Annotated in this window: 32 protein-coding genes; 15 read left to right on the forward strand and 17 right to left on the reverse strand. The window is 64.5% G+C overall.

The features are described 5' to 3' along the window. Positions 1–82 precede the first annotated feature (82 nt). Entirely contained in the window at positions 83–871 is a 789-nt protein-coding gene (locus tag ACE103_RS19075) for a cobalamin-binding protein (RefSeq protein WP_375780685.1), read from the reverse strand. A 182-nt stretch (positions 872–1,053) separates the two neighbouring features. On the opposite strand from ACE103_RS19075, the gene ACE103_RS19080 reads away from it, so the two are divergent. Next, positions 1,054–1,452 (forward strand): PaaI family thioesterase, encoded by a 399-nt coding sequence (locus ACE103_RS19080; protein WP_375780686.1) that lies wholly within the window; start codon positions 1,054–1,056, stop codon positions 1,450–1,452. Between the two features lie 140 nt (positions 1,453–1,592). Next, on the forward strand, positions 1,593–2,216 hold the full coding sequence (locus ACE103_RS19085; protein WP_375780687.1) for a GNAT family N-acetyltransferase: 624 nt from the start codon (positions 1,593–1,595) through the stop codon (positions 2,214–2,216). Between the two features lie 82 nt (positions 2,217–2,298). On the opposite strand, the gene ACE103_RS19090 is transcribed toward ACE103_RS19085, so the two are convergent. The 3 genes from ACE103_RS19090 to ACE103_RS19100 form a co-directional block, all read right to left on the reverse strand. Further along, the gene (locus ACE103_RS19090) at positions 2,299–2,607 is read right to left on the reverse strand and encodes a hypothetical protein (protein ID WP_223967981.1); all 309 of its coding nucleotides are present in this window, start codon (positions 2,605–2,607) and stop codon (positions 2,299–2,301) included. Positions 2,608–2,696: 89 nt separating this feature from the next. Further along, positions 2,697–2,996, reverse strand: coding sequence for a putative quinol monooxygenase (locus ACE103_RS19095; RefSeq protein ID WP_176531724.1), 300 nt, complete (start codon positions 2,994–2,996; stop codon positions 2,697–2,699). A gap of 15 nt (positions 2,997–3,011) precedes the next feature. After that, positions 3,012–3,695 (reverse strand): DUF2161 domain-containing phosphodiesterase, encoded by a 684-nt coding sequence (locus tag ACE103_RS19100; RefSeq protein ID WP_375780688.1) that lies wholly within the window; start codon positions 3,693–3,695, stop codon positions 3,012–3,014. Positions 3,696–3,830: 135 nt separating this feature from the next. On the opposite strand from ACE103_RS19100, the gene ACE103_RS19105 reads away from it, so the two are divergent. Beyond that, complete coding sequence (locus ACE103_RS19105) at positions 3,831–4,208, forward strand: hypothetical protein (RefSeq protein ID WP_375780689.1); 378 nt, start codon at positions 3,831–3,833, stop codon at positions 4,206–4,208. Here the strand turns inward: ACE103_RS19105 and fabG are convergent. Continuing rightward, positions 4,171–4,851, reverse strand: coding sequence for a 3-oxoacyl-ACP reductase FabG (fabG, locus tag ACE103_RS19110; protein WP_375780690.1), 681 nt, complete (start codon positions 4,849–4,851; stop codon positions 4,171–4,173). The two genes, ACE103_RS19105 and fabG, sit on opposite strands and share 38 nt — an antisense overlap. Positions 4,852–4,975: 124 nt before the next feature. Between fabG and ACE103_RS19115 the strand changes: the two genes are divergently transcribed. Together ACE103_RS19115 and ACE103_RS19120 are read left to right on the forward strand one after the other, a co-directional pair. After that, a complete protein-coding gene (locus ACE103_RS19115; protein WP_375780691.1) occupies positions 4,976–5,683 on the forward strand; it encodes an SGNH/GDSL hydrolase family protein in 708 nt (235 codons plus the stop codon). Positions 5,684–5,796: 113 nt separating this feature from the next. Then, positions 5,797–6,003, forward strand: a complete 207-nt coding sequence (locus ACE103_RS19120) for a hypothetical protein (RefSeq protein ID WP_038375209.1) — start codon at positions 5,797–5,799, stop codon at positions 6,001–6,003. Positions 6,004–6,017: 14 nt separating this feature from the next. On the opposite strand, the gene ACE103_RS19125 is transcribed toward ACE103_RS19120, so the two are convergent. Further along, positions 6,018–6,761, reverse strand: a complete 744-nt coding sequence (locus ACE103_RS19125) for a tyrosine-protein phosphatase (protein ID WP_375780692.1) — start codon at positions 6,759–6,761, stop codon at positions 6,018–6,020. A 127-nt stretch (positions 6,762–6,888) separates the two neighbouring features. Between ACE103_RS19125 and ACE103_RS19130 the strand changes: the two genes are divergently transcribed. After that, positions 6,889–7,200 carry an MliC family protein gene (locus tag ACE103_RS19130; RefSeq protein WP_375780693.1) on the forward strand — a complete coding sequence of 104 codons (312 nt, stop codon included), beginning with the start codon at positions 6,889–6,891 and terminating at the stop codon, positions 7,198–7,200. 90 nt (positions 7,201–7,290) lie between these two features. On the opposite strand, the gene ACE103_RS19135 is transcribed toward ACE103_RS19130, so the two are convergent. Then, on the reverse strand, positions 7,291–7,491 hold the full coding sequence (locus ACE103_RS19135; protein ID WP_375780694.1) for a DUF2735 domain-containing protein: 201 nt from the start codon (positions 7,489–7,491) through the stop codon (positions 7,291–7,293). 541 nt (positions 7,492–8,032) lie between these two features. Here ACE103_RS19135 and ACE103_RS19140 point away from each other — a divergent pair. The 5 genes from ACE103_RS19140 (at position 8,033) to ACE103_RS19160 (ending at position 11,738) form a co-directional block, all read left to right on the forward strand. Further along, on the forward strand, positions 8,033–9,067 hold the full coding sequence (locus ACE103_RS19140) for a glutamine synthetase beta-grasp domain-containing protein (protein WP_207839084.1): 1,035 nt from the start codon (positions 8,033–8,035) through the stop codon (positions 9,065–9,067). A gap of 210 nt (positions 9,068–9,277) precedes the next feature. Continuing rightward, positions 9,278–9,982 (forward strand): hypothetical protein, encoded by a 705-nt coding sequence (locus ACE103_RS19145; protein WP_223967972.1) that lies wholly within the window; start codon positions 9,278–9,280, stop codon positions 9,980–9,982. A 5-nt stretch (positions 9,983–9,987) separates the two neighbouring features. After that, positions 9,988–10,674 (forward strand): substrate-binding domain-containing protein, encoded by a 687-nt coding sequence (locus ACE103_RS19150; RefSeq protein WP_375780695.1) that lies wholly within the window; start codon positions 9,988–9,990, stop codon positions 10,672–10,674. A gap of 32 nt (positions 10,675–10,706) precedes the next feature. Further along, positions 10,707–11,525 carry a tetratricopeptide repeat protein gene (locus ACE103_RS19155; protein WP_375780696.1) on the forward strand — a complete coding sequence of 273 codons (819 nt, stop codon included), beginning with the start codon at positions 10,707–10,709 and terminating at the stop codon, positions 11,523–11,525. A gap of 63 nt (positions 11,526–11,588) precedes the next feature. Continuing rightward, positions 11,589–11,738 carry a hypothetical protein gene (locus tag ACE103_RS19160; protein ID WP_016843021.1) on the forward strand — a complete coding sequence of 50 codons (150 nt, stop codon included), beginning with the start codon at positions 11,589–11,591 and terminating at the stop codon, positions 11,736–11,738. 9 nt (positions 11,739–11,747) lie between these two features. On the opposite strand, the gene ACE103_RS19165 is transcribed toward ACE103_RS19160, so the two are convergent. From ACE103_RS19165 to ACE103_RS19180, 4 genes are all read right to left on the reverse strand, one after another. Continuing rightward, positions 11,748–12,365, reverse strand: a complete 618-nt coding sequence (locus ACE103_RS19165; protein ID WP_375780697.1) for an Isoquinoline 1-oxidoreductase subunit — start codon at positions 12,363–12,365, stop codon at positions 11,748–11,750. Positions 12,366–12,376: 11 nt separating this feature from the next. Continuing rightward, on the reverse strand, positions 12,377–12,901 hold the full coding sequence (locus ACE103_RS19170) for a (2Fe-2S)-binding protein (RefSeq protein WP_375780698.1): 525 nt from the start codon (positions 12,899–12,901) through the stop codon (positions 12,377–12,379). Then, positions 12,898–15,672, reverse strand: coding sequence for a xanthine dehydrogenase family protein molybdopterin-binding subunit (locus tag ACE103_RS19175; protein WP_375780699.1), 2,775 nt, complete (start codon positions 15,670–15,672; stop codon positions 12,898–12,900). Before ACE103_RS19175 ends, ACE103_RS19170 begins: the two co-directional genes overlap by 4 nt. Before the next feature lie 142 nt (positions 15,673–15,814). After that, positions 15,815–16,906 (reverse strand): hypothetical protein, encoded by a 1,092-nt coding sequence (locus ACE103_RS19180; RefSeq protein ID WP_375780700.1) that lies wholly within the window; start codon positions 16,904–16,906, stop codon positions 15,815–15,817. Between the two features lie 288 nt (positions 16,907–17,194). Between ACE103_RS19180 and ACE103_RS19185 the strand changes: the two genes are divergently transcribed. Further along, complete coding sequence (locus tag ACE103_RS19185; RefSeq protein WP_375780701.1) at positions 17,195–17,899, forward strand: GrlR family regulatory protein; 705 nt, start codon at positions 17,195–17,197, stop codon at positions 17,897–17,899. Positions 17,900–17,917: 18 nt separating this feature from the next. Here the strand turns inward: ACE103_RS19185 and ACE103_RS19190 are convergent, their stop codons facing one another. Continuing rightward, positions 17,918–18,361, reverse strand: coding sequence for a DMT family transporter (locus ACE103_RS19190; RefSeq protein ID WP_223967964.1), 444 nt, complete (start codon positions 18,359–18,361; stop codon positions 17,918–17,920). Between the two features lie 160 nt (positions 18,362–18,521). Between ACE103_RS19190 and ACE103_RS19195 the strand changes: the two genes are divergently transcribed. Then, positions 18,522–20,144, forward strand: coding sequence for an ABC-F family ATP-binding cassette domain-containing protein (locus tag ACE103_RS19195; RefSeq protein WP_375780702.1), 1,623 nt, complete (start codon positions 18,522–18,524; stop codon positions 20,142–20,144). Position 20,145: 1 nt separating this feature from the next. On the opposite strand, the gene ACE103_RS19200 is transcribed toward ACE103_RS19195, so the two are convergent. Both ACE103_RS19200 and ACE103_RS19205 read right to left on the reverse strand, forming a co-directional pair. Beyond that, the gene (locus tag ACE103_RS19200; protein WP_375780703.1) at positions 20,146–20,778 is read right to left on the reverse strand and encodes a DapH/DapD/GlmU-related protein; all 633 of its coding nucleotides are present in this window, start codon (positions 20,776–20,778) and stop codon (positions 20,146–20,148) included. Between the two features lie 75 nt (positions 20,779–20,853). Beyond that, the gene (locus tag ACE103_RS19205) at positions 20,854–21,828 is read right to left on the reverse strand and encodes a glycerophosphodiester phosphodiesterase family protein (RefSeq protein ID WP_375780704.1); all 975 of its coding nucleotides are present in this window, start codon (positions 21,826–21,828) and stop codon (positions 20,854–20,856) included. A 340-nt stretch (positions 21,829–22,168) separates the two neighbouring features. Here ACE103_RS19205 and ACE103_RS19210 point away from each other — a divergent pair, with 340 nt between their 5' ends. Next, positions 22,169–22,465 (forward strand): HU family DNA-binding protein, encoded by a 297-nt coding sequence (locus tag ACE103_RS19210; RefSeq protein WP_092113589.1) that lies wholly within the window; start codon positions 22,169–22,171, stop codon positions 22,463–22,465. A 126-nt stretch (positions 22,466–22,591) separates the two neighbouring features. Then, a complete protein-coding gene (locus tag ACE103_RS19215) occupies positions 22,592–23,467 on the forward strand; it encodes an MBL fold metallo-hydrolase (protein WP_375780705.1) in 876 nt (291 codons plus the stop codon). A gap of 24 nt (positions 23,468–23,491) precedes the next feature. Here ACE103_RS19215 and ACE103_RS19220 read toward each other — a convergent pair whose 3' ends face one another. The 3 genes from ACE103_RS19220 to ACE103_RS19230 are packed head-to-tail and all read right to left on the reverse strand — an operon-like array spanning position 23,492 to position 25,142. After that, positions 23,492–23,683 (reverse strand): hypothetical protein, encoded by a 192-nt coding sequence (locus ACE103_RS19220; protein WP_375780706.1) that lies wholly within the window; start codon positions 23,681–23,683, stop codon positions 23,492–23,494. A gap of 38 nt (positions 23,684–23,721) precedes the next feature. Then, complete coding sequence (locus ACE103_RS19225) at positions 23,722–24,024, reverse strand: PilZ domain-containing protein (protein ID WP_223967958.1); 303 nt, start codon at positions 24,022–24,024, stop codon at positions 23,722–23,724. A gap of 8 nt (positions 24,025–24,032) precedes the next feature. Next, on the reverse strand, positions 24,033–25,142 hold the full coding sequence (locus ACE103_RS19230) for a DUF2336 domain-containing protein (RefSeq protein ID WP_375780707.1): 1,110 nt from the start codon (positions 25,140–25,142) through the stop codon (positions 24,033–24,035). Positions 25,143–25,216 lie beyond the last annotated feature (74 nt).

Genomic DNA, 25,216 nt, shown 5'->3' on the forward strand with positions numbered 1-25,216 from the left:
AGCGAAGCGACGAAGCAATCCATTTCGCGGCAAGCGGTGACATGGATTGCTTCGCTTCGCTCGCAATGACGGCGCAGTTGTCCTATGCGCGCTCCGCCCACAACGCCTTGACGATCGCATCGAGCCCATCGGTCAGCGCGGCAGGACCGGGTTGCAGGATGATCGGTGACTTGATCTCGACGATGCGGTCGTTGCGCACGGCCGGAATATCGCTCCAGCCCGCGCGTGTGCGGATGCGGTCGGGCACGACCTTCTTGCCGCACCAGGATGCCAGGATCACGTCGGGCATCGCCGCGCGCACGTCATCATGCGTGACGATGCGATCCCTGGCGGCCTTGTGCGTGCGCAGATGCGGCAGCACGTCCTCGCCGCCGGCAGTCTCGATCAGCTCGGACACCCAGCCAATGCCGCTGATCAGTGGATCGTCCCATTCCTCGAAATAGACCTTTGGCCGCGGCGTCGGGCGCGGCGTAGCTGCGATGGCGGCCAGCCGTTGTTCGAGGCTTTGCGCGAGTTGCCCGGCGCGCTCGGCAGCACCGACCATCGCGCCGAGGCTGCGGATCATTGCGAGGATGCCGGCGACATCGCGCTGATTGAAGACATGGACGGCGACACCCGCGCGCACGAGATCGGCGACGATGTCGGCCTGCAGATCGGAGAAGGCGAGCACCAGATCGGGATCGAGCGCCAGGATCTTTGGAATGTCGGCGGAGATGAACGCCGACACGCGTGGCTTCTCGCGGCGGACCTGCGGCGGCCGCACCGCATAGCCGGAGACGCCGACGATACGGTCCTGTTCGCCGAGCAGGTACAGAGTCTCGACGGTTTCTTCGGTCAGGCAGACGATCCGGCGGGGAGGGAAGTCACGCATCGCGGACGGTATGCAGACTCGCCAAGGATTGTCACGGCGGCCATGACGTCATCTGCACCATTACCTCGCACGTCATTGCCGGGCTTGACCCGGCAATCCATCATGCAGAGGACACTTCTCGCGAGAACGATGGATACGCGGGTCAAGCCCGCGTATGACGCCAGAAAAACCGGAGGAACGTGATGACGCCGCTCGAAAAGATCCAGTCGATGAAGATGCCGTTTGCGGAACTGAAGGGCGTCACCTTCACCGAGGCCGGCCCGGATCGCGTGGTCGCGAAAATGCTGGTGCGGCCGGACCTCTGTACCCTCCGAAACACCATCCACGGCGGCGCGGTGATGGCCTTCGCCGACTCGGTCGGCGCCGCCGCCACCGTGATCAACCTGCCTGAGGACGCCGAGGGCACCACGACGCTGGAGAGCAAGACCAATTTCATCGGCGGGGCCAAGGAGGGGGCCACCGTGATCGCGACGGCGACCCCGGTTCACCGCGGCCGGCGGACCCAGGTCTGGCAGACCAGGCTGGAGACTGAGGATGGCAAGCTGGTCGCGGTGGTTACGCAAACGCAGCTGGTATTATGATGAGGCGATGATGTGATTTACCGATCACATCATTGTTTACTTAAATGAATCTGGACACTTGAATTATATGGTGCGTCGCACAATATAGGGACTGCTAGGGACTCGACGCCTCCTCGAGGGCTACCAAGAGGAGTTATGAAATGAACTATGATTCCATCCGTCCGACGTCCGCCAAGGGCACCGTGCGGACGTTGAGCCAGCAGGAGGAACTTCCTCTGCTGCGCGATCACCTGTTGCGACTGGATCGTACCAGCCGCCATGATCGTTTTCATGGCTTCATCGACGACAGCTTCATCCGCCGCTACGCCGAGCGCTGCGCCAACGACGGCACGGTCATTATCGCCTATTTCGAGGATGGCGTGGTCCGCGGCGCGGCCGAGCTGCATCCGCCGGAGCAGTCACCGGATGCGCAGCCTGAGATCGCCTTCAGCGTGGAACGGTCGGTGCGGCGCAAGGGCGTCGGCAGCACGTTGTTCCGCAAACTGATCGCCGAGGCGCATGCCAAGGGCTACGGCAGCCTGCGCATCACCACCGGCGCGCAGAACGACGCGATGCGTGCGCTCGCCACCAAGTTCGGTGCGCAGCTGACCTTCCGTCACGGTGAGTCCACCGGCAGCATCGACCTGACCGAGCAGCACCAGGCCGAACCGGCGCCGGCCGCTGCACCGGTTACGCCGGTCGAGGCCGCGCGTGCGATCGTCGACATGAACCGCGCCTATTGGCGAATGGTGATGCAGATGTCCGGCTGGGGCCGGGCGGCTTGAGCCGAGACTTTACGTCAAATACAAAAAAGGGCAATCCGCTCAGCGGATTGCCCTTTTTCTTTGAGTAACCGGATGTCGTTGTTCAGGTGCCGGTGCGCTTGTCGATTGCGAAGCGTCGGACCACCCGGCGCTCGACCACGACCGAGCGCTGTGCGCCCTGTTCGCCGGCGATCACGCGGGTTGCCGTACCGGTGCGGGCGCTGACGCGCGCGGTCTTCTTCACCTCGGCCAGCACCTCTTCATAGGGCAGCCCCATCAGGGACGACGCGATCTCGGCCTGGGCCTCCACGTCGTCGGTGATGCCGATGGCGGCGAAGATTGCCTCCTCCAGCGTCGGCGGATCATGCCGCACGCGCCGGGTGCCATACTTGGTGTTCCAGTCTCCGCTCATCGCCGCCTCATCTTTGAATCGCGGGAGATACGTAAGGTCCCCAATGTTGCATTGCAATATGAATATGAGATGGCAATCCAGCCATGCAGCTAGAGTCTCTCAATCTTGTGAGCGTCATAAAGTTCGATGGTGGTCGCAGCCGCCGCGAGAGATTGCAGGGAGCGGACAAAATCGCGCGACGCAGGGACCGCAAAATGCGCCGCCAGCGCCGCGCGGTCGGCCCATTGCTCGAAAAACACCAGCCTGAGCGGATTCTCGCAGTCGACCTGGACCGCATGCGAGATGCAGCCGGGCTCGGTGCGAGAGCGATGGACATGCTCGAGGCTCAATCGCCGCACCTCGTCGAACGAGTCGGGGCGGGCGGTAACGCTGCCGGTGACGACGATCATGGTCTCCCCCTGTTGTTACGGGGCGGCTTCCGCCCCTGATGCATTGATCGGCTGCTGCGGCCAGCGCTTCAGCGCGGCGCGGCCGGCATCGGTCAGCACATAGATGCCGCGCTCGGCGCGATCGAACCAGCCGTAGACATTATGCTGCAGGATTTTGCCGGCGTCGGGAATCTCGGCGCGCAGGTCGCGTACCCGCCGGGGGCCATCCGACAGCGCACAGGCGCAGGCCAGCGCCTGCTGCCGGTAGGCGGTCATGATCGGCGCGCGCGTCGATCCGCCCATGGCTGGATCGCCCTTGCGCTTCCGATGCTCGGTGATCAGGCGCGAGCGCTTCTTCGGATTGCGGCGCGGTGCCGCAGTCGGCGGCGGCACCAGCACCTCTACGTCGCCGCGGTCGGTGACGCCGAGCATGCCGAAGCCGAGCCGCCGGCACAGATTGCGATAGCGCGCGTCGCTCTCGCGGCCCTTGCCGCGGGCCGAGACCTTGGCCGCGATCCACACCTCATCAGCGGCCGCGGCGCGATCGACCGCCTGCAGGATCAGTTCGAGATTGAAGGCAAGCTTCAGTTCACCGATCACGACGACAGGCGGATCGCCGCCGCTCAGCGCCACGAGGTCGCAGCCGCCGATCTCGCCCTTCACCGTGAAGGCGAGCTTTTCGAGGAAGCGTTTGACGGGCAGATAAAGCGCGGTTTCCAACAGGCAGGCTCCTGCGGCATCCCGCCGCGACTCAAGCGCCAGCATAGCGCGGAATTGCGCTCACTGAGGCGGATGGAATTTGCCCAAAGCGCGGCCAGGCGGCTAATGTTGGGCCGGACAGGGCGCGACCATTTCATGATCCGGAACGGCCTCTATCACATCACCGTCGAATTTCTCGATGGCGTCTCTGGCGGCAACCAGGGCGTCATGGTGCTGCGCGACGGCCAGATGCGCGGCGGCGACTCGTTCTTCTTCGCCCACGGCAGCTACACCGCGGCCGACGGCAAGTGGAAGGGCGAGGTCACCAACGAGGAGCATTCGCCGACCTACGGCGAACGCCCGGTGTGGGAACGCAAGGTGGTCACGATCGCTTTACCGGCACCTACACCAACGAGACCGCCGAGGGCAACGGCATGGCGCTGGCCGGCAAGCAGAGCATCCGCTTCCGGTCGAAGCTGCGGCTCCTGGTTGCAGACTAAACCCGTCCGTTCACCGGCAGCAGCGCGCCGGTGACGGCGCTCGCGGCGTCGCTGGCGAGGAACAGGATGATTTCGGCGAGTTCCTTCGGCGTCACCCACTTCGAGATGTCGGCCTTCGGCATCGCGGCGCGATTGGCGGCGGTGTCGATGATCGAGGGCAGCACGGCGTTGACCGTGACCTTGCCCTTGAGCTCGGCGGCGAGCGACTCGGTGAGGCGATGCACGCCGGCCTTGGAGGCCGCGTAGGGGCCCATGCCGGAGGCGGCCTGCAAGGCGCCGAGCGCGCCGATATTGATGATCCGTCCGGCGCCTGATTTGATGAGGTGCGGAATGGCCGCGTGCGACGTGTTGAACGCGGTCATCACGTTCATCGCGTACATGCGCTGCCAGGTCGCCGGATCGCCGTCGCTCACCGCCTCGAAGGTAAAGCCGCCGGCGATGTTGATCAGCCCGTCGAGCCGGCCGAAATGCGCAGCCGCCTTGTCGATCGCGGCCGTCGCCTGCGCGGTGTCGGTGAGGTCGACATTGCCGAGCTCGATACGATTGGCCGTCGCGGCCAGCTGCGAGGCCGCATGATCGATGCCGGCAACGCGCGCGCCGCGCGCCAGGGCTTCTTCGGCGACCACCTTGCCGAGCGCGCCAAGCGCGCCGGTGATGACGATGGCTTTTCCCTTCATGGTGGTCTCCGTATCAGCAACAGGTTGCTGCCCACTATGATCAGGCGGATTTCATTTGCAATGCCGCCAATTTCGTCTCCTACTGCGCGTATTCATCAGTTCATTCGCCTCAGGGATGTTTGCGATGCCGACACCGAGGGCCTGCGAAACCCATCTCGAACTCGTCAAGTTCAGCTACGGATTGCCGCATCTTGCGCAGGCGCTCAGGCGCGACAGGAAGGTCAAGATCGTTGCCCTCGGATCATCATCGACCGCGGGAGCCGATAAAATTCTTCCATTTCCGCCACGGCTGGAGATCTTATGGCGAAGCCAGAAGCAGTCCTTCGGCCGGATGATCGACATCGTCAACCGAGGGATCGGCGGGCAAGAGGCGCCGGAAGAGTTCTCGCGCATCGAGTCCGATGTCATCGCTGAAGCACCGGTGATGGTGATTTGGCAGGTCGGCACCAACGCCGTGTACAGGAACTACAACTTCGATCAGGTGCAAGCGACATTCGAGGCAGGACTCGATGTGCTCGCCGGGCTGCCGCTGGACGTCGTGGTGATGGACTCGCAATACACCCAGGCAATCATCGGCGCGCCAGACGTGCTCAAGCTCGCCAACCAGTTCATGCCAATGATCGCCGACGTCGCCGCAAGCAGGAAAGTCAACCTGTTCCGCCGCTTTGCGCTGATGAAGCAATGGGTCGATGCCGGAATTCCGCTCTCCGAACTCGACGATGGTGCACAGGAGCATCTCCATACGAGCGAGTGGGCGACCGATTGTGTCACTCAAGCGTTGCTCGGTGCGATCAACGATGCAGTGGCAGGTAGCGCGAGCATGTCGTCTTGACTACGTAAGACTACGGAGGTGGGCCGGTTGGATAAAATTTGCGGCAGTTCTGTAAGTCGTTTTCAGAACCCTTTGCTTAGAAGCGGAACTCCGATCAAGGCAGGGGAATGCGAATGGGAAATCTTCCGGATCACGGTTTACCGCTCGTTCAGCTTAAGGAGCAGCGGCGCGATCTCGTGGTGGCGCTGCAAAACCGCAACGGACCAGTGGGCAGCTGGGAGCTGATGCAGATCGCAGCGATTCAGCAGGCGATCTCGGCGTTCGAGGACGTGATTGCCGACCTCGATGCGGAGCTCGAGCTCGAGGCCGCGGCGGCCTGAGCGACGTGAATCGATCAAGCCTGTAGATAGCGGCCTTCAAGCGCCTTGCGCTCGGCCTGGCCGAGCCCGAGGCCTTCGCGGAAATAGCCGTCGAGGCTGCCATAGTCGGCATCGATCGCCTCGAACGCCGCCTCCAGAAACGCCGCGCGTACGGTGCCGAGCACCTGCTTGACGTCATCGGGCAGCTCGGTGCTGTGGGCCGGGTCGCGCTTGTAGAACTGGTTGGTCAGGAGATAGTCGTCCGCGATCACCCGATCGGACACGCCGAGCGCGTGCAGGATCAGCGCGCAGGCAAAGCCGGTGCGGTCCTTGCCCGCGGTGCAGTGGATCACCAGCGGGGCGCGGTCCTCGAGCAGATGGGCGAACAGCGTGCGGTAGCGCGGCGTGTTTTCCTGCACATAGCCGCGGTAGGAATCCCGCATCACGTCGATCGCATCGGCCTCCAGCAGTTGACGTTTGCTGGCGATCGCGCGCAGCGAAGCAACCACCGTCGGCTCGACCGGGAGCGAATGCACGGTCACGTCGCTCATGCTGCACAGCGCCTCGGCGCGCTCGGCGACACCGCGGAAGTCGAATGCGCTCTTGACCCCGAGCGAGCGCACCACGGCGACGTCCTGCTCGGTGAGATAGGCCAGATGGTTGGAGCGGAAGATCTGCCGCCAGCGCACCGTCCGGCCGTCACGCGCCTGGTAGCCGCCCAGGTCGCGAAAATTGCTGGCGCCGGCGAGATTGAGGTGACGGGCAGGGGCTTCTGACATCGGGCGGGCCTGTTGCAGCTGGTGAGGTCTTGGCGCAGAAAACCTGACGCAGAAAACTTGGCGCAGGAATCCCGGCGCAGGTGTATCGGCGCAGACAGGTCTATAACCGGCCTCTCGGGGGGAGAATATGACTTATCGCGGAGGCGCCATTCTCGTCGGCGCAATTCTTGTCGGGATTCTTGGTTCCTCGGCCGCGCCGGCGCAATCCGCCTTCCGGAATTATCATTGTGCTGACGGTACGCAGTTCATTGCCGCTTTCTTCAACGGGGACACCCGCGCGCATCTGCAACTTGACGGCAAGGCGGTGACGCTGACGAAGCGTCTGTCGCTGAGGGGTGTGCGCTACAAGGGGGGCGGCGTCACGCTCGAGGTCACCAAGGCCGGTTTGACCAGGCTCCGGCATGCGAAGCGGCCGGTGACGGCCTGCGAGCTGGCATGAAAAAAGGGCCGAAACGCTTCGTTCCGACCCTCTCTTACTGCTCTGCTGCTGTCTGACGCTTTTGCGTCACGCCTCTCTGCCCGATCGACATCAGTGATCGCGGCTCGGCTTGGCGTCTTCGATGGCCGCCTGATGGTACCAGCTCTCGCTGCAAGCGGAGGTCTCGACCTCAGCAGCAAGCTCGCGCGCCGTCCGCATCTCGCCGTAGCGGCGCCCGCCGAGCGCCGCGCGGCCCCCAGCCGGGAATTGATAGATCGTTGCCGATCGCTGATTTTGGCCCGTCGTGATCATGTCAAAGTCTCCTATGGCCGGAGCGAGCCTCCATGGTGCGCCCGACTCATTCGTGTGTCGTTACCGTCGTTTTGATATCGGCCCGGGCCCGATAGGGCGCAAGTTGACCAAGAAATAGTCATTCACTGTCTAATTTGTGTGCAAATGCAGGTTTGCATCTTGCGAGGCAGGATGCAGCTGACCAACGCTTGGGCCGAGCCGATGGTTGCTCGGCGCCCGATGGTTGGACACGAACTGTCACATGGCGCTGCCGCCGCATTAATCGGTGGCCGACGCCGTAGCTGAATTTGCTGCAGAAACGGGCGGCAGAGGGCGCTGAGAGAAGTTTTTGGCTGACCGTGGCGCATGCCAGCTGCGCTGCTTTGTCGCAGCTAAAAATGCGATGTCCGCTGTGGACATCCGCAGGCCGGGCGGGTGCCGCAGTGCAGCGACTGGCATTTTAATTGCTTAGTAAGAGCCGGCCGATGGTGGCCGGGTACGCGTGCGGCGGCCGACTGGCTTTCGGTTCCTCACGGTTTTGCATCATCAACAGAGAGGTTCAATGACCAAGTACAAGCTCGAGTATATCTGGCTCGACGGATATACGCCGACGCCGAGCCTGCGCGGCAAGACGCAGATCAAGGAATTCGCGTCGTTCCCGACCCTCGAACAGCTTCCGCTGTGGGGCTTTGACGGTTCGTCCACCCAGCAGGCTGAAGGCCACAGCTCTGACTGCGTGCTGAAGCCGGTCGCCTGCTATCCCGACGCCGCGCGCGAGAACGGCGTGCTGGTGATGTGCGAAGTCATGATGCCCGACGGCAAGACGCCGCATGTCTCGAACAAGCGCGCCACCATTCTGGATGACGAAGGCGCTTGGTTCGGCTTCGAGCAGGAATACTTCTTCTACAAGGACGGCCGTCCGCTCGGCTTCCCGGAAGAGGGTTATCCGGCTCCGCAGGGCCCGTACTACACCGGCGTCGGCTACAAGAACGTCGGCAGCGTCGCCCGCAAGATCGTCGAAGAGCATCTCAATCTCTGCCTCGCCGCCGGCATCAACCACGAAGGCATCAACGCCGAAGTGGCGAAGGGCCAGTGGGAATTCCAGATCTTCGGCAAGGGCTCCAAGACCGCCGCTGACCAGATGTGGATGGCCCGCTATCTGATGCTGCGCCTCACCGAGAGCTACGGCATCGATATCGAATTCCACTGCAAGCCGCTCGGCGACACTGACTGGAACGGCTCGGGCATGCACGCCAACTTCTCGACCAAGTACATGCGCGAAGTCGGCGGCAAGGAGTACTTCGAGAGCCTGATGAAGGCCTTCGACAAGAACCTGATGGACCACATCGCTGTCTACGGCCCCGACAACGACAAGCGTCTGACCGGCAAGCACGAGACCGCGCCGTGGAACAAGTTCAGCTATGGCGTGGCTGACCGTGGTGCGTCGATCCGCGTGCCGCACTCCTTCGTCAACAACGGCTACAAGGGCTATCTGGAAGACCGCCGCCCGAACTCGCAAGGCGACCCCTACCAGATCGCTTCGCAGATCCTGAAGACGATCTCCGAGGTTCCGACCGGCGCCAAGGCTGCGGCTTGAATGACTGCGGCTTGATGGCCGCGGACTAAGCAGCTGCCGGACCCGGATGGAGCCATCCGGTACCGCAATCGGGTCCGCCAGGGCGACTGCCTTGGCGGACCCTTGCTTTTGACGACAGTCTTGACGGACAGCCTGCCGCCGAAAGCGGTTTCGCTACGTTATGAACCGCGCTAGACAACGGTTGTATCTTGGCTGCCGGGGACACGGCGCTTGTTTGAAGGGTTTTACAAGGTCCGGTTCGAGCTGGGCGGCGCCGTCGGCCGCAGCGTGATGTATGTCGGCGACGGCAAGATGCTCGGCGGCAACTCGGCCTTCGCTCATATCGGCACCTACGAGAAGGCCGGCGACGAGGTCGCGATCGAGATCCAGACCGTCCGCCACAACCCCGATCCGAACTACCGCGCGATGGCCGGCACCGATGATGCGACGCTGCTCGCCAAGGGCGGCCCGGACGGCGAGCTCTACCGCTTCAAGGGCGAGCTGAAGGAATTGCCCGGCGTGCCGTTCCAGTCGGTGATGACGCCGATCACCGAGGATGACATCCCGATCGCAGGCGGGGTCGGCGAGGGCGGCATCATCAACGGGCTCTATTCGATCCACATCCAGCTGCTCGACGGTGTCGACGGCAGCCTCACCGGCGTGATGCTGCTGAACAACGGCCGCATCCTCGGCGGCGATGCGTTCTTCTACTATCTCGGCACCTACACGTCCGAGAAAGGCCGCTGGAAGGGGCAGATCCTCAATCAGGAGCACAGCTCGGCGATGGGCGAGAACCCTGTGTTCGGCGGCCATGAGGTCGGCATCGGCTTTGCCGGCACCTGCGACGCGGAAGGCGCCGTGCTCGAAGCGACCGCGCTTGCCGGCAAGCGCAGCCTCCGCCTCGGGGCCACGCTCAAGCTGATGCGGCGGGCGTAAGCGGGATGGACAATTCGGTTCGCGTGCTCTCGACGCTGGCGCTGAAGGGCGCGGTCGCGCGCCTTGCCGCGACTTACCAGGCGGCAAGTGGTGTGCGGATCGATGCCGATTTCGCGCCGACGCTGGCGCTGCTCGAACGCCTGCGCGGCGGCGAGGCCGCCGATCTCGTGATCCTGACCCGCGAGGGCCTCGACGAGATGACCGGCGAGGGCCGCGTTGCGCGGGAAAGTGTTGTCGATCTCGCGCGCTCCTATGTAGGTGTTGCCGTGAAGGCGGGCACTGCGCATCCCGACATCGCGAGCGAAGCCGCATTGCGTGCGACGCTGCTCGGCGCACGGGCGGTGGCCTATTCGCGGCTCGGCGCCAGCGGTATCCTGTTCGCGCAGCTGATCCTGCGTCTCGGCATTGCGGAGGCGATCAACGCCCGTGCGGTGATCATTCCGATGGGCTTCACTGCGGAAAGGCTCGTCAGCGGCGAAGCCGATGTTGCGATCCAGCAGATCAGCGAGTTGAATCAGATCGATGGCATCGAAGTCGTCGGGCCAATTCCCTTAGACCTGCAGACGCCGGCGGTGTTTTCCGCGGGCCGCATGGTCGCCTCAGAGCGCGCAGCAGCCGCCGATGATCTGCTGCGCTACCTCGCGTCGGCCGATGTCGCGCCGGTGCTGCGCGAGACCGGGCTCGAGCCTTGAATTTGCCTGCACCGCGACGCAACCTGCCGGGCATGTTCAGACCTCTCCATGCAATCGTCCTTGCCTTGGCGCTGGCCGCGCCTGTGCTTGCTCACGCGCAAACGGCCGACCTCGTGCTGTGCGATCGGCTCGCCGCCGATCCCACCGATCCCGACAAGCCGGCTGACGTGAAGGGCGTGGCCGAGATCGCGTCGGCCGATATCGCGACCGCGATCAAATATTGCGCGGTGGCGGCAAAATCGTCGCGCCGCGCGATGTACGAGCTCGGCCGCGCCTATGCCGCCAACCGGCAGGCCGCCGAAGCAATGTCGGCCTGGCGCAAGGCGGCCGACAAGGGCTCGACGTCGGCGATGGTCGAGCTCGGCGTGCTCTACGGCAATGGCACTGGCGTCGCCAAAGACGAGGCGCAGGCGCGCAAATTGTTCGAGCGCGCGGCGCAGGCCGGCAACGCGCGCGGCGTCAGCAATCTCGCCGCGCTCGGCGGCAGCGTCGCGTCCGACCCGGCACACGCGCGCGAATTGCTTGCCAAGTCCGCCGAGACCAATACGGAGGCGCAGTACCAGCTCGGCATGATGTTGGCCGAGGGCAAAGGCGGCGCGCAGGACGATGCCGGTGCGCGCGCGTTGTTCGAGAAGGCTGCCGCGCAGAACCATCCGGGCGCGCTGGAGCGGATGGGCGCCTTCGCGCAGGCCGGCCGCGGCGGTCCGAAGGATGGCGACGCGGCAAAAGCCTACTACGAGCGCGCGGCCGCGCTCGGCGATGTGGATGCGAAGAAGGCGCTGGAGCGGGCACGCTGCCCGTACGTGATCAAGGACAAGCGCGGCAACGCCGTGACCAACCTCTGCTTCTAGTCAGACAGGAACGCTCGCGCTCGCATATCGTTGATGTGCGAAAGGCACTGGCGAGGCGACGTCATGATCCGCAAGCTGCGTTCCGGCGAGTACCGGCTGTATTCTCGCAAGGTCAATCCGAAGACCGGCAAGCGCCGCAATCTCGGCACCTTCAAGTCACGCGCGGCAGCAGAGAAGCACGAGCGCGACGTGCAGTACTTCAAGCGCCACTAAGCGTGTGTGCTAGGGCGCAGGGCAGGCTGCGCCGGTCTTCACCCAGGCCTCGACCAAAGCGCCGGCCTCTGCCTGCGTGCCGGGCGCGGGCGAGCGTCCGAAGCCGGGATGCCAGGCCCAGCCCACCAGCGTGTCCTTGCCGATATGCTCGACCAAATCCTCGACTTTGCGGCCGCCATTGCGCGCGGGATCCCGGATCTGCTGGCAGATCTCGCCGACGGTTTTCCCGGCCCAAGCCATCTCGCGCGGCGCGAGGTGCCATTCCGGGTGACCCGGCAGGCGACCGGGATCGAAATTGGCGTGCTGGTGGCAGATCGAGCAGCGCATCGCGTTGCTGCCATGGCCATCGGCGCCGCGCGTGACCGGCGGCTGGTGCATGCGGCTGATGTCGCCCTGCCGCGGGCTGTCGCCGGCCGGATGGCAATTGGTGCAGCGCGGATGCGTCAGCACCTTGCCGAGCTCGGTGAAGATCGCCGCCGAGCGCTGCTCGACATTCTCTATACCGGCAAAGCTTTCCGGCGAGGCGAGGGCGTGGCTTGCGCTCTCCGATGCCGCATATCCTGCACACAGGCTGGTCGCGAGCGCCGTCAGCACCGCAATGATCCGAAACCGCGTTTCCGATGTCATCGCGCGTGCGCTCATTTGTTGGCGGTCAGATAGCGCGTGGCATCGGCAAGGATCACGTCGCGCACCGCCTGATGATATTTGATGTAGCCGGTGCAGCGGCACAGATGGCCATCGAGCGCGTCCGCAATGACGGTCTCGAGCTGGTCCCGCGCCACCGGCTCTCTTGCCAGAAGTTCGAGCAGCACCTGGCCCTCGTTGAGGAAGCCGGCCGTGCAATAGCCGCACTGGAACGCGAAATGCTCGATGAAGGCGCGCTGCAACGCGGAGAGCTCGCCGTCCCTGGCATGGCCCTCGACTGTGCGGATCGCCTTGCCGTCGAAATTCGCCGCCGGCACCACGCAGGTCGGGGTGGTGTAGCTCGTGCCGTCAGGGTTATCAATGATGACGGCGCAGCTCAGGCATTGCGCGGCGCCGCAGCCGAATTTGGTGCCGGTCATGCCGAGCATCTCGCGAAGGAAGTCGTTCATCGAGAGGTCGTCGCGGACCTCGATCGGGCCGTGCTTCTGGCCGTTGATGGTGAGGTTGAGCGTCGTCACGCAAGCGCTCCCTTGAGCAGGCTCGTTGTCACCGGCAATGAGCGGAAGCGATGGCCGGTGGCATCGTTGATAGCGTTGAGCAGCGCTGGCACGATCGGGATCATCACCACCTCGGCCATGCCCTTTGGCGGTTCGTCCGGCGTCAGCGGCGGCAGCATCTCGATCTCGAGATCGTGCAGCGGCAGGTCGGAGCCGCGCGCGATCAGGTATTGGCCGAGATTCCACTGTCCGTTGCCGGGCCCGCCTTCGAACGGCGGCAGGGTCTCGAGCAGCGCGTAGCCGACGCCCATGGCAAAACCGCCATGCGCCTGCCCGAGCACCACTTCAGGAACCAGCGCCTGGCCGCATTCGAACACGCTGTAGGCCTTGGCGATGCGCAAAATGCCGGTCGCGCGCTCGATCTCGACACGCACCAGCGTGCCGCACATCGAGGTATAGGCGGTGCCGATCCGGTTGTTGTCGGTCGGCGGGAATTTGACGCTGACGCGGTCGATCCGCTCGAACCCGCCGCGGCCGCGGCGGATCGCGAGTGCATCGATCTCGGCGCGATACTGCTCGCCGAACAGCGGGAAGCGGGCGCGCGACCAGGCCCAGCGCGAGAAGCTGTGCGCCACCGCGCCGGTGACGAAGCCGCGCGCATGCGCGGTCGCGGCGAGCTTTGGCAGCGGCAGCGGCGCGAGGTCATCGAGCACGAGCTGGCCGTCGTTCCAGCGCGCTCTGTCCCATTGCCGGGCGCGCGGATCGGCCTTGCCGATGTGCCAGAGCTTGAGTGCCGCCGGCCACAGGCCGAAGCGGAAGATGATGCGGGCGGCTTCGGCCGAGGAGTGAGTGCCGACATGGGCGCCGATCGAGGCGCTGGTGGCCGAGCTGATCGCCGGCACCCAGCGCGGGTTCTTCTCGGCGAGGTCCTGGGTCTTCTGATCCATCGTGTAGGGATCACCCGACGTGACGAGCCCGAGTGCCTCGTAGCTGTCGACCCGGGAGACCGCGACCTCATCGGCCACGACGCCGAGATGGCCGGCAACGCGGTTGGCAAGCGCCGTGCCGATGCCGTTGCCCATCTCGACGTGGTCGCAGAAGATTGCGATCCATCCCTCAGGATCGATCTCGACCCGGCCGAGCGAGCAATCTGCGCCTGCGCCGTAATCCTTGGTGACGCAGGCGACGCCGGTGCCGACCAGCCGTCCTTCCGTTGCCTTCTGCTTGAAGTCGGCGCGCTGCCGCCAGATCGGATGCGTCTCGAGCTTGTCGAGGATTTCGGGTGTGCGCACCGACACGATGTAGGGACTGCCGGTCATGGTCCGGCCGTTCTGCTTCAGCGCGTTGTTGCGGCGGAACGCGATCGGATCGACCTTGAGCTCGCTGGCGGCTTCGTCGATCAGCACTTCGAGCGCGGTCATGGTCTGCAGCGTGCCGTAGCCGCGCATCGAGCCCGCGGTCACGCCGCGCGAATGCAGCGCCACGGTGGTGACGTCGACCTTCGGGACGTCGTAGATGCCGATCGCCGCGGTGGCGGCCACGGTCGCGACGTTGGCGGAGAAGTTGGCGAGCCCGCCGCCGTCGAGCACATGGTCAGCGGCGAATGCCGTGATCTTGCCGCTCTTGCGATCGATGCCGATCCGCGAGCGCATCTTGATCGGGTGGCGTTTGATGCCGCCCTGGAATTGCTGGTAGCGGTCGTGCGCCAGCCGCACCGGCCGTCCCGGGAAGAACATTGCCGCCAGTGCCACGTAGAGCACGAACGGGGTGTGGTCGCGGCCGCCGAAGCCGCCGCCGATATGGGCGAACTGCGCGTTGATGTGCGAGGGGCGGAAGGGCGAGCGGGCCTTGCCGAGCATGAAGGCGATCGACTCGGTCGCCTCATAGGGCGACTGCACGCCGAGCACCAGTTCGAGATTGCCGCTGTTGTCGTTGTACCAAGCGAGCCCGCTCTCGGGTTCGAGGAACATCGGATCGACCGACTGGGTCTCGAACTCGCGGTCGAGCACGAGCTGCGACGGATCATCCTTGGCGAGCTGGGCGCGGATCTTCTCGCCATGGATCGCGGCCTTGGCGTAGTCGGCCTTGGTCTCCTTGGCGAGCGGCAGCCAGACCGGCAGTGCCGCGTTCTGGATGCGGCTCGGCGAGACCCAGCCGGCCTGGATCGGCGAATAGACGTCGGGCGCATCGGGCGTGGCGCCGGCCACGCGGGTGAAGCGATACGCGCCGAAGTTCGGCAGGACGACCGGACCAGTCTCGTCGCCGAACTTGACGAAGCCGACATCGCGCAACGCGAGGCGTGCCCGGTCGAAGGCGTCGAACTGCTCGAAGATCAGCAGCGCGACCGGCTGTCCGAGATAGATTGGCGTCGTGCCGACCGGGCAGAACAGATCGCCGGTGTAGAACTCCGGCACCCGCGTGCCGATCCTGTCGAGATCGGCCGCAGTCACGACGACCGAGGGCTTCGCCGGACCATCGAGGCGGGCGAGGTCCATGCCGGCATAGACATGCGTGGCGTCGTTGGCGCGGACCAGGATGGCGTGCGAGGTGGTCGCAGGCCAGCCCGGCATGTCGGCAGCGCGAAAGTCGGAGGCGTAGAGCTTTGCGCCGGTGACCTTGGCCACCCCGTCGACGCGGCCGGCGCCCTTGAGCGACGGATTGAAATGGCCGCGCCCGGGAAGCGTCTCGCGGGTCGCGAAGGCGGGCTCCTTCGCAAGCGCCAGATGCGACAGGCTGACCGAGATGCCGCCTGCCGACAACCACTTCACGAAGTCGCGTCGCGAGGGCCGCATGGTCTGATCTCTCAACAACGCTTCGGTGGCGAATCGCGCCACGGTTTAGGAATTAAAAAAATGCACGCTGCAGTGTTGCAGCAAAGCGAGCGCAATCGCAATGCCGCAATAGGTCGTAGCCCTCTCACTTGTAGATCTGGCCTCACTTGAGGTCGGCGATGGTGGCCGGTCCCGGACCCGGGGTAATCAGGGTCGGCCATTGCTTGGAACCGAACGGCACCAGCGGCGGCAGGACGGTCGTCATCCCGCGCTTCTTGGTCTCGGCGATGATTGCCTCGCGCGCGTCGCCCCCCATCAGCTCGTAGTCCATCAAATGGTAGCTGCCGAAGAACAGTGCGCCCACCGAGCGGTCGGCAATGATCCGGGTCAGCGACTCCAGCATGTCCGACGGTGTGGTGGTGAAGGAAATCGTCTCGATCAGCATCAGGCGGCTGTTGATGGCGTCAGGCCCGAAGAACTGCGCCAGCACGCTGAAGATCACGTTGTTCTGCCGCGCCACATAGATCGTGTTGCTCGCGCCGTAGGTCTTGTCCCAGTCGGCGCCGAGCTGGGCCTTCCAGTCGGCCATGACCGTCATCCAGTGCGCGACTTGGGTCTGCGCGGCCCAGGCGACGTTCTTGGCGAGCAGCGGCGCCTGCTTCTTGCCGAATGCCTCGAGCGTCGCGAACGGGATCGCGCCGGCGGTGAGGCATTCATCCATGAAGGCGATGTTGTTCTTGAGGATGGCGCGGTTGTTGTCGCGCCAGTCCGCCTGCATTGGCGTGGCATCGAGCCCGTCGAGCGCCGACTGCATCCGGCTGCGATAGGCCTGCATCGACCCGCGCCACGCCTTGTCGTCGGGATTGTTGACATAGGGGCCGACCACCTCGGCCAGCGCCATCGTGCTGTGGCCGACCGACTTGAGCAGCTGATAGACGACCGGCACCTGCGGCGCCTCGGTCGGCGGCTTGCCCGGCCGGTAAAGGATCAGGCGGCCGCCGGCACCGGAGAACAGGCCGAGGATCACCGGATGCTTGTCGAGGATGTTCTTCTGGAAGATCCGCGCCGCATCGCCATAGAGCTCGAACATGCCGGTGTTGAGCGCCAGCACGTCCTTGGTCGCGACATCGGCCGGAGTGGAGCTGGTCTTGCCCGCGATCGGTGCCATGTAGTCGGGCAGCGACTGGGCCAGCGCCGCACTACAGCTGCCGAGCAGCAGTGCCAGCGCGGCGGCCAGGCGAAAGCGATTGATCATGTGATGCTCCTCGAAGCCTCGCGCCAACGTCGCGGCCGGATGCGGCCGCGCGATCATCGGCGGAATGCGCAAATGCCTGGACGCAATGAACTGGAGAGAAGTGAACAGGGGTGTAGATCCCGCGTGACGCAGCACAACGCGGGCGGTGACTACAGCTAAGCGACGAATCACCTGGTGTCCACACCCGGACATTGCGGGCCTTGCCCTGCGCCAAAACACCCAATGGTGCAGCCTTCCGCCCGGTGCTATCTCGCGAACAGAATCAATTTTATTTATTGGATTTTTTGCGTGCTCAACGGACTTTACAAGGTCGAGTACGGCATCAACGGCGCATTCGGCCGCAGCATCATGTGCCTGCACGACGGCAAGATGATGGGCGGCAATTCGGGCTTCGCCCATCTCGGCACCTATCAGGTGACGAATGGCGAGATCGCCGGCGATGTGATCACCGAGCGTCACAACGACGATCCCATTTTCAAGCCTTTGATGGGCGCCGACGTCGCCGTCATCAAGGTGCGCGGCCGAACCGAAGGCTCGACCATCCTGCTCGAGGGCCGGGCGGACGCTATGCCGGACGGCGTGTTCTGGGCGAATTTGGTGCCGCTAGACGACGAGGCCTTGCCGCCGCGCGGGGAGGTCGGGCTGGGTGGCATCGTCAACGGGCTCTATTCCATCCAGCTGCGCGCGCTCGACGGTGTCGATGCCGGCCTCACCGGGGTGATGCTGCTGATGGACGGCCGCATCCTCGGCGGCGATGCGTTCTTCTATTATCTCGGCGCGTATTCGTCGGCGGATGGCCGCTGGCGCGGCGAGATCGTCAACCAGGAGCATACGCTCGCGAAGGGCGCGTACCCGGTGTTCGGCGGCTACGAGGTCGGCATCGGTTTCGCGGGGACCTGCGGCGACGACGGCGCCGAGCTTGAAGGCATTGCGCTGGCCGGCAAGCGCAGCCTTCGCCTGTCGGCCGAATTGCGGTTGATGCGCCGCGCGTAGTTCAAGCGCGGCTCGCTCTCAATCCTTGATCAGAAGCACGCCGCCGATGATCAGCGCGATGCCGGCCAGCCGTGAGATCGACACGGGATGCTGCGCCAGCCCGAACGCTCCGAAATGGTCCATCGCGATGCCTGCGGTCATCTGACCCGCGACCACCAGCGCCAGCAAGGTCGCGGCGCCGAGCGACGGTAGCAGCAGGATCATCAGGAGGATGAAGACGCCGCCGAGGATGCCGCCGCTCCAGGCCCACCACGGCACGGCCGAGACCAGCTTCCAGGACGGCACCGGCTCCCGCGTCGCGACCAGCACGACCGCCATCGTCACGAGACCGCCGAGATAGCTGACGAGCCCGGCCCAGGCGGGCGAATTCAGCGCGGAGCGGAGGTTGCCGTTCAGGACCTGTTGAACAGCCACGGCGATGCCGGCGCCGAGCGCGAGCAGATAGAGAAACCAGACTTGCATGTGACGCCCCAAAACCGGTCGCTGAAGGATTTCATGTCATATTCGATCGGCAACGTTCGTGGCATGCGTAAAGCACGGCGCGAAACCCTAAGGATTGGGCTTCCACCCACGTCCCAGATCGAATAAGAGGCCGCAAACCCTCAGTTCCCAGTCATAGAGCATGATCCGCCTCGATAACGTCTCCAAGCAAGTCGGCCACCAGATCCTCTTCATCGAAGCCTCCGCGGCGCTCCAGAAGGGCGAGAAGATCGGCCTTGTCGGCCCGAACGGCTCCGGCAAGACCTCGCTGTTCCGGATGATCTCGGGCCAGGAGATCCCCGATGAGGGCCAGGTCTCGCTCGATCGTGGCATCTCGATCGGCTATTTCAGCCAGGATGTCGGCGAAATGTCCGGCCGCAGCGCCGTGGCCGAGGTGATGGATGGGGCCGGGCCGGTCAGCGTGGTCGCAGCCGAGCTCAGGGAACTCGAGGCCGCGATGGCCGACCCTGACAGGGCCGACGAGATGGACGACATCATCGCGCGCTATGGCGAGGTGCAGCATCAGTTCGAGGAGCTCGACGGCTACGCGCTCGACGGCCGCGCGCGCGAGGCGCTCGCGGGGCTCGGCTTCAGCCAGGAGATGATGGACGGCGACGTCGGCAAGCTCTCCGGCGGCTGGAAGATGCGGGTGGCGCTGGCGCGCATTCTTCTGATGCGTCCCGACGTCATGCTGCTCGACGAGCCGAGCAACCATCTCGATCTCGAAAGCCTGATCTGGCTCGAGCAGTTCCTGAAGGGCTATGAGGGCGCGCTGCTGATGACCTCGCATGACCGCGAGTTCATCAACCGCATCATCAACAAAGTGGTCGAGATCGACGGCGGCCAGCTCACCAGCTACTCCGGCAATTACGAGTTCTACGAGCAGCAGCGTGCGCTCTCCGACAAGCAGCAGCAGGCGCAGTTCGAGCGGCAGCAGGCGATGCTCGCCAAGGAGATCAAGTTCATCGAGCGCTTCAAGGCGCGCGCCTCGCACGCTGCTCAAGTGCAGAGCCGCGTCAAGAAGCTCGACAAGATCGAGCGGGTCGAGCCGCCGCGGCGGCGCCAGACCGTCGCGTTCGAATTCCAGCCGGCGCCGCGCTCCGGCGAGGATGTCGTCAGCCTGAAGAATGTCCACAAGGCCTACGGCAGCAAGCGCATCTATGACGGCCTCGACTTCATGATCCGCCGCCGCGAGCGCTGGTGCGTGATGGGCATCAACGGCGCCGGCAAGTCGACGCTCTTGAAGCTGGTCGCTGGTTCAACCGAGCCGGACGACGGCGCGGTCGCGGTCGGCGGCAGCGTCAAGATGGGCTATTTCGCCCAGCATGCGATGGACCTTCTCGACGGCGAGCGTACCGTGTTCCAGTCGCTGGAGGATGCATTTCCGCAAGCCGGGCAGGGCTCCCTGCGCGCGCTCGCCGGCTGCTTCGGCTTTTCCGGTGACGATGTCGAGAAGAAATGCCGAGTGCTCTCGGGCGGCGAGAAGGCGCGGCTCGTGATGGCCAAGATGCTGTTCGATCCGCCGAACTTCCTGGTGCTGGACGAGCCGACCAACCATCTCGATCTCGCCACCAAGGAAATGCTGATCAACGCGCTCGCCGAGTTCGAGGGCACGATGCTGTTCGTGTCCCACGACCGGCACTTCCTCGCCGCGCTCTCCAACCGCGTGCTGGAGCTGACGCCGGAAGGTATCCATCAGTTTGGCGGTGGCTACACCGAATACGTCGCGCGCACCGGGCAGGAAGCGCCGGGGTTGCGGAGTTAGCTCACGCTCTCCACCGCGCGCAAAACGCCTCGACGTCGCCGGACTGAAACTCCGGTAGCCGCTCCCAGATCGTCTCGGCCGGCCAGTTCCACCAGGCGATCTGCGACAGCTCGGCCGCGATCCTGCGGTTGAAGCGCTCCTTGATCGGCCGTGCCGGCACGCCGCCAACGATGGTGTAGGGCGCGACATCGCGCGAGACCACCGCGCCGGCCGCGAGCACCGCGCCGTCTCCGACGGTGACGCCGGGCAGCACGATCACGCCGTGGCCGATCCAGACGTCATTGCCGATCACGACGCGGTCCGCGCGCCGGTCGCTGAAGAAGCCATGATCGCGCTCGGCGGAGGCCGAGTAATATTCAGGGCAGTAGGTGAAGCGGTGCTGCGAGGGGCGCTCGACCGGGTGATTGGGCGCGCCGATCCTAACCTGCGCCGCGATCGCGCAGAACCGGCCGATCACGGCGTCGGCGACCATGCAGCCGCTGCCGAGATAGGAGTAGTCGCCGAGCTCGGTATATTCGATTGCGGTGTCGCCGAGGACTTCGCAGCAACGGCCGACCTTGACCTCGCGCAGCTTGACCGTCGGCTCGATGACGGTTTCGGCAAGCTTGGGGCGGGCGGCGGATAGTCCGTTCATAGCGTTATCCTCGATGCAGCGAGCGGCTTCAGTCGCACGATTTCTATGACGGCGAGATGACAGGAGACGCCGGATCTAACGCCCGGTGAGCCGGGCGATGGTCTCGATCTCGTTGGTCCAGATGCCGCCGGAATAGTTCTCGGGCAGGCGCCGGAAGAGTTCGGCATCGTCGACCCCGGTCGAGAATTCACCGCCCTGATAGGGGCCGAGCACGAACACCACGCTGTTTGCCGCCGCCATGCGGTTGAGGAAACGGTCCGGCCATCCCCACAGCCACGGCGCGTAGTTGATCGGCACCAGCACAATGGCGTTGCGGCAGGCGTCCGGCACGATGCCGGTCCAGCCATAGCCGAGATAGCGAATGAGGCAGCTCTTGATCGCCGCGCGCGAGATCGTCCGTGTTCCCGGCGCAAGACGCCGGATCGTCTCGATCGGATCGTCGCCGCCATAGACCATGATCAGCTTGCGTCGCTCGGCGGGAAGCCGGTTCAAGACCGCCGCGAGCTTCTCGCCCTCGGCGGGATCCCGGCTCTTGATGTTAATCAGGAACTTACGATCCGGAAACGTCTTGAGCGCTTCGTCCAGCGACGGCATCAGGCCGATGCCCTTGCCGCGGAATGGAAAGGTCTTGCCGCCATCGGCGGTGTAGCCATAGCCGATATCGAGCATCTTCAGCCGCGCCATCGGCTGCTCGCGGGTGACGCCCTGGCCGTCGGTACGGCAATCGACCGTCCAGTCGTGAAACACCGCGAACTCGCCGTCGGTCGTCGGATGGACGTCGAGCTCGACGATATCGGCGCCCTGCTCGAAGCTCGCCCGCATCGAGCGGGTCGTGTTCTCGAGATAGTCGTGGGTTGGCGGCAGCATGCGCACCGCGGTGCAGGTGTCGTTCCTGAGGTCGCGTTCGTCGAAGCGTTGCGCCATGCCGCGATGGGCGAGCAGTACCGGCTTGCCGCCGGCGTGGGTTGCGAGAAGACTGGAGTTGTTGAGGTAGATGCCGGCGGCGATGGCAACGATCGCCGCTGCCGCGTATTTCAATTTCCTGCCCAAGCGACTCTTTTCCCTGCTGGATAGTCGCTCCGGGTAGGGCGCGTTTTGGGTCGATTTGCGGCGGCCTGATCCTTCAAGCCGTCGTCAACGGCAATCGCCTTGTTGAGCAAGTCCGCGCGTGGAACCAAGGCGCTAACCGGGTCGAGAAATATGCACCGCAGATTGTTGCGCTATCGAAGGTACCGCGATTCGCATGCTTGCGTTTCGGACCTCGATAGGTTTTAAGCCCGGTGACTTCATGACCGTTGGCATGAACAAGAAGCGCGCTGCGTGGCTCTACCACATTCTGGACAGAGTTACATCGCAGCTCGCGCGCCCCCCAATTCAGAGGATTTTCAGCATGGCCAAGATGACGAAAAATCAATTGATCGACGCGATTGCCGAGGGCACGCAGATCTCGAAGAATGACGTGAGGACCGTCATCGAGCACATGGCGACTGTTGGCTACAAGGAGCTGAACGAATCCGGTGAGTTCGTCATTCCTGGCTTTGTGAAAATGTCTGTCGTGCATAAGCCTGCCACGGAAGCTCGCAGCGGTGTGAATCCTTTCACGAAAGAGCCGATGGAGTTTGCAGCGAAGCCGGCCAGCAAGTCGGTCAAGGCGTCACCTCTCAAGGTCGCCAAGGACGCTGTTTAAAGACTACGGTTTGCGGCAAGCCACGCGCGCAAGCAATGCAACGGCGCATGGCCTGCCGCGCTGTGTCCGGCTTGTCCGGCTCAGCATCGCCCGCTACGGTTCTCAAAAAAGCGGGAGCGAAACGGCATGAAGCAAATCAGGATCGGCGACATCACGATCGACGCGGTGATCGAGCGCGAGGGGCCGTGGCGGCGGCCGCAGGATTTCTTCCCGACCTATGACGACGATGTGTTCAAGCATCATCTGAAGACAATGGAGCCGGAAGTCTTCGATGCCGCGCGCGGAATGATGGTGATCACCTATCAGACCTTCGTGGTGCGGACGCCGCGCTACACCATCCTGGTCGACACCTGCACCGGCGAGGACAAGGGGCACCCGCCGCCGTTCGATTTCCCGGGCAAGGAGCGCTGGCGCAACGAGCTGTTCGCGCTCGGCATCTCCTTTGAGCAGATCGACTACGTGTTCTGCACCCATCTGCATATCGACCACACCGGCTGGAACACCACGCTGCGCGATGGGCGCTGGGTGCCGACCTTCCCGAACGCGAAATATGTCTTCCACAAGGGCGAGTATGCGGCCTGGGAGGCCGAGAATGCCAAGGGCGCCAATCCGCCCGGCACGGTGTTTCGCGACAATTGCCTGCCGATCGTCGAAGCCGGGCAGGTGCTGCTGGTCGACGACGACTATGCGCTCGACGACACCGTCACGCTGACGCCGACGCCGGGCCATTCGCCCTGCCACTGCTGCGTCAACATCTTCTCGAAAGGACAGCGCGCGGTGGTCGCCGGCGATCTGATGCACCACGCGATCCAGTGCCGCGAGCCGGAGTGGTCGGCCAAGCCCGATTGGGACCCGAAGCAATCGGCGGTCTCGCGGCGAAAGTTCTTTGCCTCGGTGGCCGGGACCGACACGCTGATCCTGCCGATCCATTTTCCGGCCCCCACCTTCGGCCTGATCACGGCGGACGGCGACCGCTTCGATTATCGGTTCAAGCGCGGGTAGGGCGCGGCAGTCGGCGGCTCGAGGTCACCGCGCCGCGCCGGTCCGGCGCGGCACCTGGGTCAGAAACCGCTCGAGATCGGTGCAGAGGCGATGGGCGAGCTCCTCGTCGATCTCGAACGTCGCGATGGTGCCGGCGCAGTCGATTGCGATGGTGCCGCGCAATGGTGCGGCGGAGACCGCCGATACCGCGATGCTGGTTGCTCTGTGCATGGTCATGTCGTCAACTTCCCCTCAGGGCCCGGTGCCGCCAATTCTCATCTCGGAATGACGGCACGTCCCTTTCGCTTTCGTTCTTCGATGAATCGCACGCCGATCTCGGCGCCGTCGACACGAACCAGCTCGCAGCGGCGGAACGCCAGTCCGCGCGAGGACAAGACCAGGAAGAACTCCTGGGCCTTCAGCACATCAAGCGTTCCGTCGACCTCGAGCCGGGCACCGCTTTGCGAGACGTCGAGCAGGATGCAGCTGCGCCGCCACGTGCCGTCGACCCCCATGAGATTGACGGGATGGCGCGTCTCAAGCCTGACGCGCTCAGCCCTGCGGTCACCATACGTCATAACGCAACTCACACTGCCTGAAGGGGTTTCGCAGCCAACTCGCTCAGCGAGCCAAACCGGATCATGCGCTGCGCATTTGAGAGCGGCAGTGCCTCGAACATCTTCCGGGTCTGCTCGAGCTGATCCGGCGGGACTTTCGAGCCGGCCTTCCGGTAGCTGACGATGGTGGCCGTCGTGTTCCAGTTCAGTCGCGATGCGCGGCAGGCGATCACGAGCCCGTTGATGTCGGCGGCTTGCATCAATGGCGCGATCGTCTCGATCGGAACGGTCGCGAGCTGCGCCAGCGCCGCGACGACGTTGTGGACTTCCCGTCGGATCGCGAAGCGGTTGACGCTGGAATCGTTCAGCTGTCCGGAATTGTTGAGGGCCATCACCGTGGCCCGCGCCTCCGCATAGTCGATTGTGGCTGGTGGGCTTGCGGAGGCGCGGGCTGCGCCGCCATCGATGGCAGCGCGGATCGCGTGCTGGATCTCGGGGTGTGCGATCTTGAGCAGCCGGGCCTGCTGGCGCGGCGTCGATCGCACGACGAGGTCGGCAACAACGCGGTGAGGCAGGTCCTTGCGCGCGACCAGCGCGGCTGCGATGTCCTCGTCGCGCTCGGCGGCATCGACCATCATGGCAAGGCCTGCGCTCGTCATGTCCGCGCCGGGATTGCGTGCGATCGCGCGAAGCACGTTGCTGTCGCCTCGCATCAGCAGAATGTCCGTGAGCTCCTGGTTGACGGCCTTGCGTCCCGCGATCGCGCAGAGATGCCCCTCGGCCCGCATCCAGGCAATGTCGATCAGATCGGCGTCCGGAATGCAGGCGCATTTTCGCAGGATCGGAGCGGCGACATCGGCATCATCATGGTTGGCGAGGCGACGGGCGAGTTCCCGCGGCACCAGATGCAGGTCGGCGAGCGAGCGGCTGAGCGTGGTCAGGGTCCGCAGCTCGACGCTATCGGTCAGGCGGATCAGGATGTCGTCGAACAGACTGACCTGATGCTCGCTGAGGCGGTGGGCGTCGTCGAGAAACAGCCCGGCCACCTCCTGCAGCATGCGCGTGCGGAGGTCTGGGGAACCGGCTCTCAAGACATGGTCGAGCTTGGCAATAAGATCGGGCGAGGCAATAGCTGTCATTGCGGTCCCTAAAATGTTCCGCGACGGGGAACATCATCGTTCCCGATGTCAATCTGCTCCCCGAATCTTTAATA

This window comes from Bradyrhizobium sp. ma5, from assembly GCF_042258955.1.
In the GTDB taxonomy this organism is placed as follows: domain Bacteria; phylum Pseudomonadota; class Alphaproteobacteria; order Rhizobiales; family Xanthobacteraceae; genus Bradyrhizobium.

What these genes read in the sequence shown, in the direction of transcription:
- ACE103_RS19075 (WP_375780685.1), bottom strand. Translation starts at nt 871, where the DNA reads ATGCGTGACTTCCCTCCCCGCCGGATCGTCTGCCTGACCGAAGAAACC.
- ACE103_RS19080 (WP_375780686.1), top strand. Translation starts at nt 1,054, where the DNA reads ATGACGCCGCTCGAAAAGATCCAGTCGATGAAGATGCCGTTTGCGGAA.
- ACE103_RS19085 (WP_375780687.1), top strand. Translation starts at nt 1,593, where the DNA reads ATGAACTATGATTCCATCCGTCCGACGTCCGCCAAGGGCACCGTGCGG.
- ACE103_RS19090 (WP_223967981.1), bottom strand. Translation starts at nt 2,607, where the DNA reads ATGAGCGGAGACTGGAACACCAAGTATGGCACCCGGCGCGTGCGGCAT.
- ACE103_RS19095 (WP_176531724.1), bottom strand. Translation starts at nt 2,996, where the DNA reads ATGATCGTCGTCACCGGCAGCGTTACCGCCCGCCCCGACTCGTTCGAC.
- ACE103_RS19105 (WP_375780689.1), top strand. Translation starts at nt 3,831, where the DNA reads ATGATCCGGAACGGCCTCTATCACATCACCGTCGAATTTCTCGATGGC.
- fabG (WP_375780690.1), bottom strand. Translation starts at nt 4,851, where the DNA reads ATGAAGGGAAAAGCCATCGTCATCACCGGCGCGCTTGGCGCGCTCGGC.
- ACE103_RS19115 (WP_375780691.1), top strand. Translation starts at nt 4,976, where the DNA reads ATGCCGACACCGAGGGCCTGCGAAACCCATCTCGAACTCGTCAAGTTC.
- ACE103_RS19120 (WP_038375209.1), top strand. Translation starts at nt 5,797, where the DNA reads ATGGGAAATCTTCCGGATCACGGTTTACCGCTCGTTCAGCTTAAGGAG.
- ACE103_RS19125 (WP_375780692.1), bottom strand. Translation starts at nt 6,761, where the DNA reads ATGTCAGAAGCCCCTGCCCGTCACCTCAATCTCGCCGGCGCCAGCAAT.
- ACE103_RS19130 (WP_375780693.1), top strand. Translation starts at nt 6,889, where the DNA reads ATGACTTATCGCGGAGGCGCCATTCTCGTCGGCGCAATTCTTGTCGGG.
- ACE103_RS19135 (WP_375780694.1), bottom strand. Translation starts at nt 7,491, where the DNA reads ATGATCACGACGGGCCAAAATCAGCGATCGGCAACGATCTATCAATTC.
- ACE103_RS19140 (WP_207839084.1), top strand. Translation starts at nt 8,033, where the DNA reads ATGACCAAGTACAAGCTCGAGTATATCTGGCTCGACGGATATACGCCG.
- ACE103_RS19150 (WP_375780695.1), top strand. Translation starts at nt 9,988, where the DNA reads ATGGACAATTCGGTTCGCGTGCTCTCGACGCTGGCGCTGAAGGGCGCG.
- ACE103_RS19155 (WP_375780696.1), top strand. Translation starts at nt 10,707, where the DNA reads ATGTTCAGACCTCTCCATGCAATCGTCCTTGCCTTGGCGCTGGCCGCG.
- ACE103_RS19160 (WP_016843021.1), top strand. Translation starts at nt 11,589, where the DNA reads ATGATCCGCAAGCTGCGTTCCGGCGAGTACCGGCTGTATTCTCGCAAG.
- ACE103_RS19165 (WP_375780697.1), bottom strand. Translation starts at nt 12,365, where the DNA reads ATGACATCGGAAACGCGGTTTCGGATCATTGCGGTGCTGACGGCGCTC.
- ACE103_RS19175 (WP_375780699.1), bottom strand. Translation starts at nt 15,672, where the DNA reads ATGCGGCCCTCGCGACGCGACTTCGTGAAGTGGTTGTCGGCAGGCGGC.
- ACE103_RS19180 (WP_375780700.1), bottom strand. Translation starts at nt 16,906, where the DNA reads ATGATCAATCGCTTTCGCCTGGCCGCCGCGCTGGCACTGCTGCTCGGC.
- ACE103_RS19190 (WP_223967964.1), bottom strand. Translation starts at nt 18,361, where the DNA reads ATGCAAGTCTGGTTTCTCTATCTGCTCGCGCTCGGCGCCGGCATCGCC.
- ACE103_RS19195 (WP_375780702.1), top strand. Translation starts at nt 18,522, where the DNA reads ATGATCCGCCTCGATAACGTCTCCAAGCAAGTCGGCCACCAGATCCTC.
- ACE103_RS19200 (WP_375780703.1), bottom strand. Translation starts at nt 20,778, where the DNA reads ATGAACGGACTATCCGCCGCCCGCCCCAAGCTTGCCGAAACCGTCATC.
- ACE103_RS19210 (WP_092113589.1), top strand. Translation starts at nt 22,169, where the DNA reads ATGGCCAAGATGACGAAAAATCAATTGATCGACGCGATTGCCGAGGGC.
- ACE103_RS19215 (WP_375780705.1), top strand. Translation starts at nt 22,592, where the DNA reads ATGAAGCAAATCAGGATCGGCGACATCACGATCGACGCGGTGATCGAG.
- ACE103_RS19220 (WP_375780706.1), bottom strand. Translation starts at nt 23,683, where the DNA reads ATGACCATGCACAGAGCAACCAGCATCGCGGTATCGGCGGTCTCCGCC.
- ACE103_RS19225 (WP_223967958.1), bottom strand. Translation starts at nt 24,024, where the DNA reads ATGACGTATGGTGACCGCAGGGCTGAGCGCGTCAGGCTTGAGACGCGC.
- ACE103_RS19230 (WP_375780707.1), bottom strand. Translation starts at nt 25,142, where the DNA reads ATGACAGCTATTGCCTCGCCCGATCTTATTGCCAAGCTCGACCATGTC.